The organism is Sanguibacteroides sp. AM78-02pH3A, from assembly GCF_027666085.1.
Taxonomy (GTDB): Bacteria; Bacteroidota; Bacteroidia; order Bacteroidales; family Marinifilaceae; genus Gabonibacter; species Gabonibacter massiliensis.
In genome coordinates, this window is the sequence record NZ_JAQEHX010000002.1 from 30,290 (window position 1) to 48,781 (window position 18,492).

16 protein-coding genes and 1 tRNA gene are annotated in these 18,492 nt (G+C 40.5%); 9 read left to right on the forward strand and 8 right to left on the reverse strand.

Annotated elements, in window-relative coordinates; translation table 11 throughout:
* Nucleotides 1-11 precede the first annotated feature (11 nt).
* The 3 genes from PGR74_RS02925 to PGR74_RS02935 form a co-directional block, all read right to left on the reverse strand.
* The gene (locus PGR74_RS02925; RefSeq protein ID WP_041505301.1) at nt 12-923 is read right to left on the reverse strand and encodes a DnaJ C-terminal domain-containing protein; all 912 of its coding nucleotides are present in this window, start codon (nt 921-923) and stop codon (nt 12-14) included.
* Nucleotides 924-1,111: 188 nt separating this feature from the next.
* Nucleotides 1,112-1,990, reverse strand: a complete 879-nt coding sequence (locus tag PGR74_RS02930; protein ID WP_052649413.1) for an energy transducer TonB — start codon at nt 1,988-1,990, stop codon at nt 1,112-1,114.
* Between the two features lie 174 nt (nt 1,991-2,164).
* On the reverse strand, nt 2,165-2,638 hold the full coding sequence (locus PGR74_RS02935) for a Dps family protein (RefSeq protein WP_041503468.1): 474 nt from the start codon (nt 2,636-2,638) through the stop codon (nt 2,165-2,167).
* Between the two features lie 375 nt (nt 2,639-3,013).
* Between PGR74_RS02935 and PGR74_RS02940 the strand changes: the two genes are divergently transcribed.
* Nucleotides 3,014-3,088, forward strand: a tRNA-Val gene (locus PGR74_RS02940).
* 325 nt (nt 3,089-3,413) lie between these two features.
* On the opposite strand, the gene PGR74_RS02945 is transcribed toward PGR74_RS02940, so the two are convergent.
* From PGR74_RS02945 to PGR74_RS02965, 5 genes are all read right to left on the reverse strand, one after another.
* Nucleotides 3,414-3,824: a hypothetical protein gene (locus PGR74_RS02945; protein WP_041503121.1), complete on the reverse strand. Its 411-nt coding sequence runs from the start codon at nt 3,822-3,824 to the stop codon at nt 3,414-3,416.
* A gap of 87 nt (nt 3,825-3,911) precedes the next feature.
* Nucleotides 3,912-4,733 (reverse strand): hypothetical protein, encoded by an 822-nt coding sequence (locus tag PGR74_RS02950; RefSeq protein WP_041505300.1) that lies wholly within the window; start codon nt 4,731-4,733, stop codon nt 3,912-3,914.
* A gap of 26 nt (nt 4,734-4,759) precedes the next feature.
* Nucleotides 4,760-5,527 carry a DUF1573 domain-containing protein gene (locus PGR74_RS02955; RefSeq protein ID WP_160289138.1) on the reverse strand — a complete coding sequence of 256 codons (768 nt, stop codon included), beginning with the start codon at nt 5,525-5,527 and terminating at the stop codon, nt 4,760-4,762.
* 537 nt (nt 5,528-6,064) lie between these two features.
* Entirely contained in the window at nt 6,065-6,487 is a 423-nt protein-coding gene (locus tag PGR74_RS02960; RefSeq protein WP_041503123.1) for a Fur family transcriptional regulator, read from the reverse strand.
* A 5-nt stretch (nt 6,488-6,492) separates the two neighbouring features.
* Entirely contained in the window at nt 6,493-8,373 is a 1,881-nt protein-coding gene (locus tag PGR74_RS02965; protein ID WP_270516676.1) for a heavy metal translocating P-type ATPase, read from the reverse strand.
* A gap of 208 nt (nt 8,374-8,581) precedes the next feature.
* On the opposite strand from PGR74_RS02965, the gene PGR74_RS02970 reads away from it, so the two are divergent.
* The 8 genes from PGR74_RS02970 (at nt 8,582) to PGR74_RS03005 (ending at nt 18,489) form a co-directional block, all read left to right on the forward strand.
* Nucleotides 8,582-8,755 (forward strand): hypothetical protein, encoded by a 174-nt coding sequence (locus tag PGR74_RS02970; protein ID WP_270516677.1) that lies wholly within the window; start codon nt 8,582-8,584, stop codon nt 8,753-8,755.
* A 164-nt stretch (nt 8,756-8,919) separates the two neighbouring features.
* Nucleotides 8,920-10,248, forward strand: a complete 1,329-nt coding sequence (locus PGR74_RS02975; RefSeq protein ID WP_041503126.1) for a metal-dependent hydrolase family protein — start codon at nt 8,920-8,922, stop codon at nt 10,246-10,248.
* A gap of 219 nt (nt 10,249-10,467) precedes the next feature.
* A complete protein-coding gene (locus PGR74_RS02980) occupies nt 10,468-11,478 on the forward strand; it encodes a DUF3089 domain-containing protein (protein ID WP_270516678.1) in 1,011 nt (336 codons plus the stop codon).
* 1 nt (nt 11,479) lies between these two features.
* Nucleotides 11,480-11,965 carry a ribonuclease HI gene (gene rnhA, locus PGR74_RS02985; RefSeq protein WP_110688445.1) on the forward strand — a complete coding sequence of 162 codons (486 nt, stop codon included), beginning with the start codon at nt 11,480-11,482 and terminating at the stop codon, nt 11,963-11,965.
* A 101-nt stretch (nt 11,966-12,066) separates the two neighbouring features.
* Nucleotides 12,067-13,035 (forward strand): NAD-dependent epimerase/dehydratase family protein, encoded by a 969-nt coding sequence (locus PGR74_RS02990; protein ID WP_041503129.1) that lies wholly within the window; start codon nt 12,067-12,069, stop codon nt 13,033-13,035.
* Between the two features lie 248 nt (nt 13,036-13,283).
* Nucleotides 13,284-15,563, forward strand: coding sequence for a ribonuclease R (gene rnr / locus PGR74_RS02995; RefSeq protein ID WP_270516679.1), 2,280 nt, complete (start codon nt 13,284-13,286; stop codon nt 15,561-15,563).
* 81 nt (nt 15,564-15,644) lie between these two features.
* Nucleotides 15,645-17,093: a carbon starvation CstA family protein gene (locus tag PGR74_RS03000; RefSeq protein WP_041503132.1), complete on the forward strand. Its 1,449-nt coding sequence runs from the start codon at nt 15,645-15,647 to the stop codon at nt 17,091-17,093.
* 145 nt (nt 17,094-17,238) lie between these two features.
* A complete protein-coding gene (locus tag PGR74_RS03005) occupies nt 17,239-18,489 on the forward strand; it encodes a peptidoglycan DD-metalloendopeptidase family protein (protein ID WP_041503133.1) in 1,251 nt (416 codons plus the stop codon).
* Nucleotides 18,490-18,492: the final 3 nt, after the last annotated feature.

Consider the following 18,492-nt stretch of genomic DNA (forward strand, 5'->3'; position numbering starts at 1 on the left):
AACAATGTCTTTTAATTTAATCCCTGAATTTCTTTAAACAACTCTTTCTGCTTCTCCGTCAAATTCGTGGGAACCTCCACGGAATAGGTCACAATCAAATCTCCGTATTTTCCATCTTGCTTATAAACCGGAAAGCCCTTTCCCCGTAACCTGACCTTAGCGTTATTCTGTGTTCCGGGTTTTACTTTCAACTTTACTTTTCCGTCCAACGTTTCTACCGTTTGCTCTCCACCCAATACAGCCGTGTACAGGTTCAAGGGTGCCGTGACGTACAAATCGTCACCCAAACGTTTGAATACCGAATCTTCCGCAATCACGAAAGTAATATACAAATCTCCATCAGGCCCCCCGTTTACACCCGGACCTCCCTGTCCTTTCAACCTGATGATTTGTCCGTTTGCAACGCCTGCAGGAACGGTAATTCGGATATTTTTCCCGTTTACACTCAATACCTGTTTGTGGGTTTTAGCCGCATCTCGCAGTCTCAAATGCAACTCGGCATTGTAATCCTGCCCGCGGAAACCGGCATTTCCACCCCCTCTTCCCCGGCGAGAACCGAACAAAGATTCAAAGAAATCAGAAAACTCTCCGTCTCCTCCCATACCGGAAAAACCTCCCTCCGAAGACCACTGATAAGAACCTCCCCCGAAACCTCCCTGTTGTCCGTAGCGCTGTTTTTGCGCCTCAAACTCATCGGCATGCTTCCAATTCTCCCCGTATTGATCGTATTTTTTTCTCTTTTCAGGATCGCTCAACACCTCGTTTGCCTCGTTGATCTCTTGAAATCGTTGCTGCGCATTCGGATCATTCGGATTTAAATCGGGGTGATGCTTTCGCGCTAATTTTTTAAATGCTTTTTTAATATCTTCCTGAGAAGCCTTTTTATCTACCCCCAGAATTTTGTAATAATCTATATAGGCCATGCTTTGATTAATTTAGACTTTATATAAATAACAAATATCGTACCTAATAATAATTATACGTACAAAATTCATTTTCTGTTCGGATAAAAAACAGGCTGAAAACTTTTACGCGTAAAAATTGACATATAAAAAAAGGGGCTCCGACAAAAAGTCAGTAGTCCCCCCCGTTTTTTAATACATTGAACCTATCATTTCAAAATAATCTGTTCGAAATAGATTTTGAATTTATCTTTCAATAAAGATTGTATATCCAATATTTTATTCAATTCCAACTTCCTCATCCCAGACTCACCCGCCACGTATTTACTAATAAATCCATCTTTTCCGAAATCATGAATTAAAGCTACTTTCCCGTCAATCTCTTTTTGATAAATTTGAGCCAATAGTTTAGCATCGGCTTTTTTCAACTTTAATATTTTAGCTTCCTCCTTTACCCGGCCATCGATCTCTCCCTTAATTTCGTTGCATCTGTTCAGCATCAGATCATAGACGGTAGCATCGTCTCCTAACTCTTTTTTTAATTCTTCAACCCGCTTAGCTTGCCCTTCAGCCGATAAAGCCTTCTCCACAGCCAATGCTTCCTTCTCTTTAATTAAATTCTCTATGTATTGCTCATAGGTCAATTGCGGAACCTCTTCGGCTTGCAATTTAAACGTAATCGGATAAGTTATCATATAGCGTACCGGCTTCCCCTCCAACAACGCCGGAGACCATCTGGGCATCATGGACATTACCCGAATACCCTCTTTGTCCAATAGCGGATGTACCGAACGAGCAACCGTTACATTTGTAATCGACCCGTCCTTTTCCACGACGAAAGAGATATAAACCCGTCCTTCGATACCCTCTTTCTGGGCATCCTCCGGATAAACCACATTCTCCCCGATCCATTGATTTATATTTCCCTTAAACACCGGATTCTGGTCGACAACCACACATATCGTCGTATCCTCATCGACTAATCGTACCTCGGAAGCCCGCACTTCCGATACATGGCCGACAAACAGCATCATTCCTAAAACTATTCCCGTCTTAGCTAAATTGTAATACATTTTCAAATGATTCATAGTTGCTCGTTTATTTGAAATTCTTTTTATAAAAATCAGGTAAACTTACAATTTATATCACAAAATTGCTAATTGTCCCCTATAAATTTAGGTCTTTTATACATTTTCTCCTCCCCTACAAAAAATGACCGCCCTATTTACATCGGGCGGTCATTACTCAAATTCAAAACTTAACTATTCATTTAAATATGCACGAAGCATCCATAAAGTCTTTTCTTGCTCGGAAATATAAGGATTGATCATATCCTGAGTCCCATCGTCTCCCGCCTCGGCAGCCAAAGCCATAATCTGGTGTTCTTTCTTCAGAAGAATCAACAAATTTTTAACGATATCCTCTATACAAACATTCGGATCACTCACCCCGACAACCTCCTTTATATCCGATTTTTTCATATAATCGGAATAAGCATGAAGCGGAGTTTCTCCCAAGGCAAGAATACGTTCTGCTATTTCATCCGCTTTATCCATCGCATCTCGATAATACTCTTCAAATTTCGCGTGTAAACCGAAAAACAACTTACCTTTGATATTCCAATGGAAACCTCTTAAATTTTGATAGAATATTTGGTAATTAGCCAAAAGGTCATTCAACTGATTTACGATTTCTTTTGATTTTTGCGCGTCCAATCCGATAAAATTCGTCTTCATATTCATTTATTTTTAATTTGTTTATACTCTTGTTATTTTTTCTGTTACAAATGTAAGTCGCTTATTAATATAAATCAAATCGATTATATTTACAATTATATATACATCATTTATAACAACTGTTGTTCAAATACTTATATTTACATTTTATAAAAAATCGATCTGATTTTTTTACCTTTCAATAGAAAATTAGTTATATATACATCTTATTAAACTTTATTTTTGACATCTTTTTTTCCATTTACCCGCAAATAATAAAAATCACATGTAAATGCACTTTCACTCGAAGCACTCTCTTCATTAAAAAAAATCTCCAATCTTTTGGATTATTCGGAATTTGCTGTACATTTGTACCCGCAATCGCATAGATAGCACGGGCGCTTAGCTCAGTTGGTTCAGAGCATCTGGTTTACACCCAGAGGGTCGGGGGTTCGACTCCCTCAGCGCCCACAGAAAGAGGTTCAAAAGAGCCTCTTTTTTATTTCCACAAAAATTTACTCATAACATAAAAGGTTCGAACGAAGGGAAAGCGGGTTCGTGACGCGTTGACGACGAGCAAAGCGAGTCGTCATCCTTCAGCGCCGATAGTGTCCCAAAAGCGTGTATTTCTTTATAATCAACCAACCATAAATCATTTTAATCACAGAATCCCTTTATCTCCCCAATCACTAAATCTCCGAATCATCCCATCTTTTAATCTAAAATCCGCAATTAAAAATAATCAACTTCACCCGTTCCTTCTGTGCTATTTTATACATATCACATAGCTATATTACTAAAGTTTTTTCCATTTCGCGGTATCTCCCGCTTCAGTTTTATTCACGACAGAATAGTGATTTAATTTGTTTCTAACAATTACTTTATCGCCTTTTTCCAGTAATTTATTCCAGTAATCCCATTTAGAAACAAAATGATTAAACAAGTTCTCGGAAACATTTAGTTCCCTTCCGTTCTTCATAGATGATTCAAAACGATTATTATTTATCAACACATTTTGTTCCATACGTTTTAATGCACGTGTATACACATCCTTATTTCCCCATAAAATTTTGGCATCATTCAAATTTCCTTGTATTTCCAAATAAGCAGAATCTTTATAAGATACTAAAGTATCCTGTTGTTTCTTAGAAGTTGAAGAACAAGCCCAAATTAAAATGGATATTATATATATAACAATATATTTCATAATACGACCACGTTATAATTTATTATCTGATATCAATTGAACGATTACTCCTTTTAAATCTTCATTAAATTAGAATCCAATGTCTTATTAATTGAAGTTATGCCTATTCCTAAGAGTTATTAACGGTAATTGCTGTGGACCATCTATCATCTCATAGAGAATTCCTCCTTCTTTTCTATTATCCCAACCATTCATTTCATTATAATAACAACTATATCTATCTGTTTTATCATATCCACAAGCATTACAACAATAATACCCCCAGAATTTTTTGTTAGTAGTTCCTGTTCCATCAATACTCATATCTCCCATTCCATTCCCTCGGAAGTCTGAATGTTCTATATCAATTACATTATTTAAATTAGTAAAAGGAGTATTTCCATCAGGACCATAATTTTCATAAATTTCTTTGAGATAACTCATATTACGAGAGTCCATTCCTATATATAGCTCATATCTTCCTCCTCCACGACTTACCCCCTTATATTTTTCCCTATTAATCGGTTTTATAACATAATTTCCTTCCTTCGTGAATGCTAATTCACAAGTCCCACTTTCTAAAAGTTTATTCTTGTTTTCCCATTTTCTTATCACATAATTATAAATATTTTCAGAAATTTTTAAATCAGAAGCACTTCCAAACTCCCATGATAATCGACCATCTTTAAATTTTAAGTGACTTTGCATCCTGTTAAATGCCGGGATATAAGTTTCAACATTTCCCCATATTACTTCCGGATCATACAAATTTCCTTCAATTTCAAGATAGGCTGAATCTGCATACATTATAGCATAAGATGATTCTTCCATTTGCTCGAAATTTTCATCTTGTTGACAGGCCATCATAAACACAGTTACAAAACTAAACAATACTATGTTTACATTTGTATTGGCAATTTTTGTTTTCATAGATTGATTTTTAAGTATAATTACTATTAATTCTCAACATATCCTTGCACGACAAATTCAACAACAGAATGAGTCGGATCATTACAAAAGATTCTAACAAACTTACGTTGTAATCCTGTTGAGCCCATTGTACTATATTCAACATTTAACGTCATTGATTTACCGGAAGGAACAACTCGTTCAGTAACAAAGTATTTGGTACATGTACAAGTAGTCTCTATTTTCCTAATAATCAAATTTCCTTCCCCAGAATTATTAATTTGAAAAGTAGCCGAAACCTTTTTCCCTTTCGCAACAGTATCAAAATTAAAGAAATCCTGTACTATCTCAACCTTAGGTAATGACTTATCAAGTTTAACCATGTCAAAATCTTCAGTAATAGTAGCATTCATTTCTAAAGGCGTGAGACACAATTCACCATTAAATTCAAAATACAGTTTTTGTAAGAAATCACCCAATTCAAGAGTATCACTCGGTTCAAATATCACAAGAATCATCTCGCAGGTTTTAGGGGCTAATCTAAAAGAAGATTCAGAAATATCTAACGAATCATGATTCAAATTAATAATCCGGAATAAAGGATTTTTTTTGTGCAATTTGATAAAAACACTTTTCGCAGTTGGGTTATATAACTTTATATAATTAGTATACTCTTTCCTCTGTTGTGTTTCTCCCCATTGCAATTTAATTCGATTCAACAACAGACAATCAATTCGACTAGTGCAATCAACAGGAGCCTTATGTGTACAACAAGAATATAGTATAGCTATAATTAGTAATGCTCTTGGAATCATAATTTTAAAAATTAGCACAATAATATTTTCGTCAAAAAGAATCATATTATATTGTAAATATATAAAAATATTTTTATATACACTTTACATTAATTAATATTTTTAGAATTGTGACAAAAATAAAAGATACCAATGTTTAATCATCGACTATTATCATTCAATTTCAACTATATACATCAATAACACATTCATTCACTTGGAGACTTTAATCCGTCACCATTCATGCCATTCCACTAACTTTCTAAGAAAACTATAAAATATTTTTGACAAACATCTAAAATTAATACATAATTTGAATACCATGTCTCCGAAAACGTACTACCACTATACTTACATGAAAATGCGCATAAAGCTCAACATGTCCATTATCATCAGTAAAAAAGAGATCCTCTCGAGAATATTAAAACAGAAAGAATAAAAACGGCATACTGAAAATCGAGAAGTCAATCACCCAATCGCAAGTTATTCTTTTTAAAAGGGAATCCATTTTTATCATTATTTAAATTTGCGATAAAATTTCCATTCGGATCTCATATTCTATTCATGACCCCTACAATCCGCGCACAAACCTTTTAAAACATAATTCACGCTTCGCACGGAAAATCCATCGGGAATTTCCACAACGGGCACATGGACGTTCTTAAAACAAAATGTGCGGTGGCATTTCTCACAATAAAAATGGGTATGCAGATCGTCCACTTCACAGGAACAATCGTTACTGCATACCGCGTATTTCAAAGAACCCGAACCATCGTCCACCGCGTGAATAAGATGATGAGCAAGAAACAAGGTAATCGCCCTGAATATTGTCGATTTATCGACCGTATCCAAAGCATTTTCGATATCGAGTAAAGAGACGGCCCGTTGAAACCGCATCATTGTTTTCAGTATCAATATCCGTATGGCAGTGGGCTTTATCCCCCTTTGAGCGAACTTATCCAAATAAATCTTGTCATCCATAACTCTTATTTTATTAATCTCTGTATCCTTATGGCATTCAATATGGCTAACAAAGCGACTCCGACATCCGCAAATACGGCCTCCCATAAAGTAGCCAAGCCTCCGGCTCCCAGCAACAACACGATCATTTTCACGCTGAATGCCAAGGTCACGTTTTGCCAGATCACCCGATGCGTCTGTTTTCCTACTTGTATGGCCGTTACGATCTTACTCGGTTGATCCGTTTGAATAACCACGTCTGCCGTCTCTATTGCGGCATCACTACCTAACCCTCCCATGGCGATACCGACATCGCTTAAAGCTAAAACCGGCGCATCATTCAATCCGTCTCCCACGAAAGCAATCCGATTTTCCTTATCTTTCTTCAACTCCTCCATATGTTCTACCTTACCCTCGGGTAATAAATCCCCGTACGCTCTACCGATACCCAAACGTTTTGCTAATTTAGAAACAATTGCCTGTTTATCGCCGGACAGGATCTGAATATTATGAATTTTTAATTCTTCAAGTCCTTTAACGGCAATCAACGCATCTTCTTTTTCGGCATCAGCCAAAAGAAGATAACCGATATATTGCTTATCCGCCGCACAAATCACGATGGTTTCCGGAATCTGCCTAATGGCTGACGGAAAAGCGATCCCTTCTTTCACCAGCAAACGAGCGTTACCGACCAAAATCTCCTTCCCGGCTATCGACGCCTTTAACCCGTAACCGGCCATCTCCGTCACGTCTTTTACCGGAGAAAACTCCACCTTGCAGTTCCGTGCGTATTTCACAATAGCCTTGGCTATCGGATGATTGCTGCCTTCCTCCACAGAGGCGATCAAACGAAGCAACTCTCTATCCGAAACGATTCCGGCATTATCGATAGCTTGCACGTCGAAAACCCCTTGAGTCAACGTTCCCGTTTTATCGAATACTACCGTGTTGATCTTCGTAATGGCATCCAGATAATTACCCCCCTTAAAAAGTACTCCTAAACGGGAAGCTGCCCCGATCCCTCCGAAATATCCCAAAGGTATACTGACCACCAAAGCACAAGGACATGAAATCACCAAAAAGACCAATCCCCGGTATAACCAATCGTTAAACACATACTCGAATCCGGGACGCATCAAAGAGTAGAAAAACGGGATCAAGACAATCGACAATGCCAAGCCGGTCACGACAGGAGTATAAACACGGGCAAGCCGACGGATCAACAGCTCAGCCGGAGCTTTTCTTTCGGATGCCTCCTGCACCAAAGTCAATATTCGGGCCAACGCACTCTGGTCATACGCTCGGGTAACCCGTATTTCCACCGTTCTATCGGTGGATATCATTCCGGCCAATACGGTCTCCTCCCTGCGAAAAACCCGGGGAACGCTTTCTCCGGTTAAAGCCGCCGTGTTGAAAGTGCCTTTTTCGCTCAATAATTCGCCATCCAAGGGAACTCTCTCCCCCGCTCTGATCTCTACGATTTCTCCGACCTCCACCTCTTCGGGAGATACTTTCAACCGTTCACCTTCTCTTATTATGGATGCCGTATCGGGCCGGACATCCAATAATGCCTTTATATTATCCCGCGCTCTACCCACGGCATGATCCTGAAACCGTTCGCCAACAGCATAAAACAACATCACCGCTACTCCTTCCGGGTATTCTCCGATATAAAAGGCTCCGATCGCAGCCAATCCCATTAACATAAACTCGTTGAAAAAGTCTTTTTCACAAATACTTTCCCACGCCTCTTTTAAGACCGGAAGCGTAACCGGAAGAGCCGCAACAAAGAACCATATAAACCGCACATAGGGTTGCCGAAACCACTCTCCACCGAATTCGTCCATTAAAATCCCACCTATCAAAAACAGGAAGGAAAACAATTCTGCTCTATATTTTTTCATCATCTTATTGTTTTTATGACAAAAATAAGATCAAACCCTTGCAACTAAGTTGCAAAATTGCAGAAAGCCATCGAAACAGGTATTTTTTATCTCAAAGAGAACGTTTCAACTTTCAATACTATATTTAATAATAATAAGGAGGAATTTTGGAAACCTGTTCTCAGGCCGACTCGTTTCTTTGGTACAAACGCTAACATCAAAATAAACTATCATGGAAAAAGAGAAAAAACAAACCAAAGGAAAAAAGGATCACGAAGAAGACAAACACGCTGTCAAGAACATTTCGTCAAAACAAGACAAACCTTGGGTAGGAACCTCGCAAATGGAACAAACCCAGTTCGATGAAGAGGAATTCAAGAAAAAGAAAAAAAGCAATGAGATTTAAATCCATAACGATGGACCGAGAAGAACATGTAAAATACCCTGAAATAAATCTTTTCGGCCCATCTCATTAAAATTTTCTCGATTTTACAAATAACTATCATTTGTCGTTTTCGGTGTAACTTTTTTACACTGGAAAACGAATAATTCAACATAATATGAATTTTTATGAAAATATTCCGTCTAATTCTCCCGTTAATGATCACTTTATGGTATTCGACATCCAAAGCCGAACCGACTCAAGATCAAATTATTATCATCACCAATGTAAATGTTTGGGATGGGATAGGCAACTCTTTAAAAAACAATTATCAGGTTTTAATTGTAGGAAACCATATCAAACAAGTAGCCCCGCGTGTTACCATACCTGCCGGCGCTAAAATCATTGACGGTAAAGGCAATACGCTAATTCCCGGATTATCGGATGCCCATCTTCACCTGATGTTTACCATGCCCATGGATAAAGCCTACAATAACGCCAATTGGGCCTATTTGGCTATCAGAGCGACCAAAATGGCAGAACAATTTCTAATGCAGGGATTCACGACGATCAGGGATATGGGTGGTCCCGTACAAGGACTTAAACGAGCCATTGACGAAGGGTTAATTCCCGGACCTCGTATTTATCCGTCAGGAGCGATCATCAGCCAAACCGCCGGACACGGGGATATGCGAAACCCTAACGATATGAACCCGCATTGGACAGGAAACAACGCAAACTTTTTCCAACTACAGGGTTGGTCCTATATCGTAGACGGACGCAGTGAAATTCTAAATGCCGTTAGAGAAAACTTCCGGCACGGAGCCACTCAAGTCAAAATGATGGCAGGAGGAGGAATTACAAGTAAATCGGACCCCATACATACGATTCAATTCACGCAAGAAGAATTAGAAGCCGGAGTACAAGCGGCTTCCGATTGGGGTACTTATGTCGGAGTCCACGTCTATACCCCTGCCGCTATCATCCGGGCACTTAATGCCGGGGTAAAAAGTATCGAACACGGGCAGTTGATCAATGAAGAGGCTATGAAAATGATCAAAGAAAAGGATGCTTTTTTAGTTCCTCAAAGCTATTGGACAATGAGAGATCCGGCAACTTCTTCGAATCCACAAAAATTTCTCGAAGTACGAAAAGGAGCGGAAAACGAAATGAATCTGGCCAAAAAATACGGTGTTAAAGTTGCTTTCGGAAGCGATGTATTCGGGAATCTCGGTATCGCACCTCAAAGTATGGCAGAATTCACCAGTAGAGTAAGATGGTATACTCCGGTAGAAGTGTTGAAACAAGCTACCTCTCTGAATGCCGAACTATTCGCCTTGTCAGGAAAACTCAATCCTTACCCCGACGGAGAATTGGGAGTTATCAAAGAAGGTGCCTATGCCGATCTGTTGATATACGAAGGTAACCCCTTGCAAGATATTCAGGTGGTCGTCGATTTTCAAAAGAATCTGAAATTCATTATGAAAGACGGTAAAATCTACAAAAACGAATTATAATATTTTTTTCATACAACAAACATAATTTATCGGCCGGGCGGATAAAAATGAGAATAGCAACAGCAAATGACGCAACTACCTGCTGTATTTTCGATATTTGTTCATTCATCTCCTCTCGGCCGACTTTTTATTTGCACACTTTAAATAAGGGCCTCTCCCGGGGTAAACTAAAAACAAATTCATTACTTTTGTCTCGTTCACGAACCGATTACCCGCTTTATGAAGAAAGACAAACTCTTTTTTATTTTGATTTCATGCATGCTGATGGTTTATGCTTGCCGAACGTCAAACCCGAAACTACCGGCTCCTCCGAATTATGCCGACACCATCAGTTGGTTTCAACCCGGGAAAATGACTTTCGATAAAAAAACGGATGTTTTTTATATCGCTCCGACCTGTATATGGGATTGGAAAAACGATCAGGGAGATACCCTTCACCATATGGATATCAAAAATAAAAAGCAACGCCTCATGTTAACTCCCGCCATTTTGTTGGGGAAACGGGTTTTTGCCGACAGTTGTAACTTTTTCTCCCCCTATTATCGACAGATTACCATGGAATCGTGGATGAACGGAGAGAGAATTACGAGCCAACGTTATCCGATAGCTTTACAAGATATCGAACATGCTTTTGATTACTACCTCAAACACTATAATCAGGGACGTCCTTTTATTCTGGCCGGTCATAGTCAAGGGGCGAAATCGGTTATCGAGTTACTCAAACACAAATTAAACGCCGCCAATTACCGGCAACTTGTGGCCGCTTATCCGATCGGTTTTTTCATTACAAAAGAGGAACTGGACCACTATCCCCATCTACGCCCGGCCAAAGACTCCACGGATACGGGTGTAATCGTCTGTTTCAATAGTGTTACGAACACCAATGCTATCGCTCCATTATTCAAAGATAACAAGGTGTGTATTAATCCTCTCAACTGGAAAACCGATACGACCTATGCTAACCGGTCATTGAACCGGGGAACCGTATTTTTTGACAGAAAGGGAAATATCAAATCAGATTCAGCCTGCTTTACCGGAGCGCGTATAGACCCGGTTTATCATGTACTTATTGTTCCGGACATCGATCCCGATCCCTATTTCATTCCTTCCATTGCCCGCATTTTTCCCAAAGGAAATTTACATGTACAGGAATTAAATCTCTATTTCAAAAATCTTCGAAAAAACGTGATCGACAGAATCCACGCTTATCAAAAAACACCTATTCTATAATATGTCTCGCAATATTACCATTTATACAGACGGAGCAGCAAGCGGCAATCCCGGCCCCGGAGGCTATGGGGTAGTCCTGATCTCCGGTCCCCACCGGAAGGAGCTATCGGAAGGCTTTCGCCTTACCACCAATAACCGCATGGAATTACTTGCCGTTATCATCGGGCTGAATGCGCTAAGGTTCGATCATTGTAACGTGACTGTTTATTCGGATTCGAAATACGTAGTCGATGCGGTAGAAAAAGGATGGGTTTTCGGATGGGAAAAAAAAGGGTTTAAAAACAAGAAAAATCCGGATTTATGGAAAAAATTTTTATCTCTCTACCGAAAACACCAGGTGAAATTTATTTGGATAAAAGGTCATGCCAATGTCCCGGAAAACGAGAGATGCGACCAACTCGCCGTTGAAGCTTATAAAAGTACACACCTACAAATAGATGACTATTACGAAGCTATCGGTCGATCCGACGAAAATATTTTTAGTTGAAAGACAAAAAAAAATTTCGTTTTGTTAATCCAACGATCACATTAAATAATTACTTTCGCGAGAACAAACAAAAGTAAATCGTTCATCAAAAAACAATTGGGATGAAAAAAATATTAATCGTCGGAGCAGGGGGACAAATCGGTTCAGAACTTGTTCCTCATTTAAGATCCATTTATGGAAACAACAATGTAGTGGCAGCCGATATCAGCGCTGATAAATGTAAAGCATTGGCAGAAGCCGGACCATTCGAAGCATTAAACGCTTTGGATGGAGAAGCTTACACCGCTATCGTTAAAAAATACGGTATCGATACCATTTTCAATCTGGTGGCCCTATTATCCGCTACCGGAGAAAAAAACCCGAAATTAGCCTGGGATATCAATATCGGAGCATTAACCAACTCCTTGTATATCGCTAAAGATAACAATTGCGCCGTGTTCACGCCGAGTTCTATCGGTGCCTTCGGTAACGACACCCCTAAAGATAAAACACCTCAAGACACCTTACAACGGTCCAACACGACCATTTACGGTGTTTGCAAGGTAACGGGAGAACTTTTAAGCGATTATTATTTCCATCGTTTCGGAGTCGACACGAGAAGCGTACGTTTCCCGGGGTTGATCTCTTACGTAACCCTACCCGGCGGAGGCACCACCGATTATGCCGTTGAAATTTATTACGATGCCATTCGCAAAGGTTCCTTTACCTGCAACGTTCAAGCAGGTACATATATGGATATGATGTATATGCCGGATGCATTGAATGCCGTGGTTCAATTGATGGAAGCCGATCCGACCAAGTTAAAACACCGGAACAGCTTCAATATCGCTTCCATGAGTTTCGAACCGGAGCAAATAGCCGCAGAAATCCGCAAACACATACCGGAATTTAAGATGGACTACCAAATCGACCCGGTAAAACAAGCTATCGCCAACAGCTGGCCTAACAGCATGGACGATACCTGTGCCCGCCAAGAGTGGGGTTGGGCTCCGAAATACGATTTAACCAGCATGACAAACGATATGCTCGTTAAGGTAAAAGAAAAATTCGATAAGGGATTGATCAAATAAGAACTTCCCTATTTACTCATAAATGGCTTTCGGGTGTAATAATCCGAAAGCCATTTTTTATTCTTCCGAATTTTATTTCGAATACCTCCGTCAGCCGTCTGAACGAGCAATTATAATAGCACTTTGGGACGGGGTCAAAGTGCTATTTAAAATAGACTGCCTCATCATAAAACAGATATCAAAAAATAATATTACTTTAGTGACATTAAACTTTAAAGGATTATATATCCTTCATAAATCAGTAGTGTATGTCAAAAAAAGAGAAAAAACCACATAAAAGTATCGGGAAAAAAGAACTTTACCAATCCTTATTCGATATCTTTACTCATAAGCCCAACGAATATTTCAATTACAAGCAATTAGCCTTGCAGCTGGGCATCAAAAACATGGAATTAAAGCGCCTGATCAACGAGGTACTTTACGAGATGAAGATCGACGGACTGATATCCGAAGAATCGACAGGAAAATTCAAATTAAAAGCCGTCAGCACATATATTACCGGAATTATCGATTTAACTGCAAAAGGAACCGCTTACCTGGTTTCGGATGAAACCAAAGAGGATGTTTTCATTCCTCAGGTAAACCTAAATCACGCGTTAAACGGGGACAAGGTAAAAGTCATCGTCTATGCCCGAAGTAAAAGCAGGAGACCGGAAGGAGAGGTTGTCGAAATCCTTGAAAGAAAAAAAGAGACCTTCGTGGGAATCATACAATGTTCCCGGCAATATGCTTTTTTAGTTCCTTCCGGCAAACAACTTCCTTATGATATCTTCATTCCCCTCAACGAGTTAAACGGGGCAAAAGACGGGGATAAAGCCATAGTAAAAATCACAGAATGGCCTGAGAACCAAAAAAATCCGGTAGGAACCGTGTTGGAGGTCCTCGGAAGACCGGGAGACAACGATACGGAGATGAATGCCATCATGGCGGAATTCGAACTTCCCGTTAAATTTCCGGCAAACGTGGAAAAAGCGGCAGAAAAAATCCCGGATACGATCCCCGATGAGGAGTATAAAACACGAAAAGACTTCAGGGAAATAACAACGTTCACGATCGATCCCAAAGACGCCAAGGATTTTGACGACGCCCTTTCCATCCGAAAATTAAAAAACGGTCATTATGAAGTTGGCGTACACATCGCCGACGTGAGCTATTACGTCGAAGAGAACTCCGTATTGGATAAAGAAGCTGACGCAAGGGCCACTTCCGTATACTTGGTAGACCGTACGATTCCTATGTTGCCCGAACGGCTCTCCAATGGGGTCTGTTCCTTACGTCCGAATGAAGAAAAACTATGTTTCTCCGCCGTTTTCGAGTTAAATGATAATGCGGAAATAGCGGACCAATGGTTCGGCCGCACGGTTATAAAATCCAATCGCCGTTTCACTTACGAAGAAGCACAAGCAATGATCGAAGGAGGCGAAGGCGATTACAAGACGGAGATCCTGGAATTAAACGACCTGGCCCAAAAATTAAGAGCGGAAAGATTTAAAAGCGGAGCCATCGACTTCGACCGGGTGGAAGTAAGATTCGATATAGATGAAAAGGGAAAGCCTACCGGGGTTTACTTCAAACAATCCAAAGAAGCCAATAAATTGATAGAGGAATTTATGTTGCTTGCCAATAAAAAAGTAGCCGAACGAATCGGAAAGCTTAAGCCCGGACAAAAACCCAAAACTTTCGTCTACCGTGTACACGAACAGCCGAACCCGGATAAATTAGAAGAATTCGGACGATTCATCGCGAAATTCGGCTATCATCTACGTTCAAGCAACCCCAAAACCCTCTCCTCCTCCATGAACAAATTGATGAGCGATGTGAAGGATCGGCCGGAACAAAATATGATCGAGACACTTGCCGTACGTACCATGGCCAAAGCCGCCTACTCCACAGAGAATGTAGGACATTACGGTTTAGCTTTCGACTATTATTCCCATTTTACCTCTCCAATCCGGCGTTATCCGGATGTAATGACCCATCGTCTGCTGGCACGTTATATAGCAGGAGGACGTTCGGTCAATCAGGAAAAATACGAGGAAGAATGTAAACATTGTTCCGAAATGGAACAAGTGGCAGCCAACGCGGAGAGAGCTTCCATCAAATACAAACAAGTGGAATTTATGTCCGACAAACTGGATCAACCCTTTATGGGAACCATCTCCGGAGTGACCCAATGGGGTTTTTATGTCGAATTGAACGATACCAAATGCGAAGGATTGGTCTCTATGACCGAGTTAGAGGATGATTATTACGAATTCGACGAAGAGAACTACTGCATTGTCGGTCGTCGCCACCGAAAGGTATACCAATTGGGAGATCAGGTAATGGTCAAAGTGGCGAAAGCTAATTTAGTTGCCCGTCAATTGGACTTCACTTTGGTAGGTAACGAAAAAACGGAGACCTCTCCATCCGTTATTCGCTCCAAGGCTATAACGCCGCCCCGTTCTGTACGAAAATCACGTCGAGGAAGACGAGGAGATGAAAGCAACAAAAACAAAGGGAGGAATAAATCGAAAACAAGGAATTAACTTTTTAAGTTCTTTCTTGAATGAAGAACAATAAAAAAACATTTTTTCTATCTTTGGGAGGTGTGAAAAACGACTAAACCAATGATTACTTTTATTATCTCCATCGCGTTGCTTATCGTCGCTTATTTTACTTACGGGAAATTTGTCGAACGATTTTTCGGTGCATCATCTGAAATAAAAACTCCGGTTAAACGACTGGCTGACGGTGTTGACTACCACGAACTAAAACCCTGGCGGATTTTCGTCATTCAATTTCTGAATATCGCGGGGTTAGGTCCCATTTTCGGGGCTATATTAGGAGCAGCCTACGGTCCCATGGCATATCTATGGATCGTAATCGGTTGTATCTTCATGGGTGCTGTACACGATTACTTTTCCGGAATGCTCTCCGTACGGAACGATGGTATGAGCCTTCCGGATATCGTGGGTAAATACATGGGCAACGGTATCCGGAAATTCATGACATTCTTTACCGGATTTCTTTTATTAGCGGTGGGAGTTTCCTTCGTGAACGGTCCCGCGGGACTCTTAGGCAATTTAACCGGAACAAGTATGGCCCCATGGCTGTACATTATTTTTGCCTATTACATACTGGCAACTTTATTGCCGATAGATAAAATCATCGGGCGTATTTATCCTTTTATGGGAGCAGCCTTGATTTTTATGGCACTCAGTGTAGGCGGCTATCTCCTGTACGGAGGATTCAGCGGGGAACTCCAATTAGAGGAACTCACTTTCGACACCATGCGTAACCTGCACGTTAATCCACAGGAAAACATTCTTTTCCCGATGCTGTTTATCGTCATCTCCTGTGGGGCTATATCCGGGTTCCATGCTACCCAATCCCCCATGATGGCCCGTTGTATGACCGATGAAAAATACGGAAGACCTATTTTCTACGGAGCCATGATATCCGAAGGTATTGTTGCCATGATCTGGGCCACAGCCGCCATGGCCTACTTCGGGGGAGCGGAAGGATTAAATGCGGCAGCAGGTTCCGGTAGCGATCCGGCTATAATCGTCAATGAGGTATGTCGTTCCTGGTTAGGACGTTTGGGAGCCGTTATTGCCATCATAGGAGTAGTCGCATGCCCTATTACTTCGGGAGACACAGCTTTCCGCAGCATGCGATTGATCATTGCCGATGCTCTTAAATTCACTCAAAAGCCTGTAAAGAATCGACTGATCGTTTCGATTCCTATCTTCATTCTGGCTTATTTCTTTTGCAGTTTTGATTTTTCCACCATATGGAAATATGTCGGCATAGGGAATCAGGTTTTAGCCACGGTAACCCTATGGACTGCTGCCACCTACTTGGCAAAAACAGGGAAACCCCATTGGATGCTCTCTATTCCGGCCACCTTTTTAAGTATCGTATGCGTTACCTACATCCTTGTAGCTCCATACAAGGCCGGGGGAATATTCATTCAACCGTCTGTCGGTTACCCGATCGGAATAGCTGCGGGCATCGGCTTATTGATTCTTTTCTTTCTGAGAACCAGCAAACTAAAAAAAGGGAAAAAGATTTAGTTTAAAATAATAAAAAACGGGTTGCAGTTTATAAGAGTTTACTCTAAATTGCAAACGGAAAAATCAACATACAAAACAAACAAAAAGGGACACATCTTATCCCGAAGGTAAGGTGTTATCTATGAATATATGAATATTTTGTAGAATGAAAAAAACAAAATGGATCTGGATTTGGGCAGCCGTAGGCGTTGTATTGGCTATCGTTATTTTTTGGCCTAAAGAGTACAAAGAAGCTGTATTGGAAGCCGAAGCAGTGGAAGAGGTAGTCGACACGACGGAGTTAAAACAAGAACATTACAAATACGGTATTCCTTCCGATAATTTCGAAGTAGAGGAAGGAGTCGTGGGACGCAACCAAAGCCTTTCGGCCATCTTGGCCAAATACGGAGTTTCTCCTAAAAAAATACACGAAATCTCTCAACGTTGTAAAGATATTTTCGATGTCCGGAAAATAAAAGCGGGACGAAAATACACTTTATTTCTCGCCAAAGACAGTTTGAAATCTCCGGAATTTTTCATTTATGAAAACAATGCATTAGAATTTGTTGTCATTGACTTCAAAGAGACCTCGCCTGTTTATATCGGGAAAAAAGAGGTCGAAGTAAGGGAGCTATCCGCAAAAGTCGGCATTCAATCCTCTTTATGGAATGCGATGGTAGAGGCACAAACAGACCCTACATTAGCCATTAGTTTAGCGGATATATACGCTTGGTCTATCGATTTCTACGGCATTGCCAAAGGAGATTCCATTCGGGTGATCTACGAGGAATCCTATGTCGAAGAACAACCTTTACGGGACTTCAAAATAAAGGGTGCTATCTTCACCCATGCCGGTAGGGATTTTTACGCTATCCCTTTCGTTCAAAACGAAAAATTCTCCTATTTCGATGAAGACGGGAATAGTTTGCAAAAAACTTTCTTAAAAGCTCCTCTTAAATATTCGCGGATTTCATCCGGATTTTCAAACAACCGTTTCCATCCGGTATTGAAGAAATATCGTTCCCATCACGGAATAGACTATGCCGCTCCCACGGGAACCCCTGTCTATACAATCGGAGACGGAGTCATTACCAAAAAGGCTTTCCAAAAAGGAGGAGGGGGAAATTATGTCACCGTCAAACACAACAGCGTCTACTCCACCACCTATATGCATCTCTCCCGGTTCGCCCAGGGAATTGCCCCGGGAAAACGGGTTAAACAGGGAGAAGTCATCGGTTACGTAGGCAGTACCGGATTAGCGACAGGTCCTCACCTGGATTTCAGGGTATATAAAAACGGAACTCCCATCAATCCCCTGAAAATGGTATCTCCTCCGAAAGAACCGATTTCAAAAGAGAACATGCCTCAATTCATTGTCGTGCGGGACTCTCTAACTCGACGATTAAAACAGTTATAACCG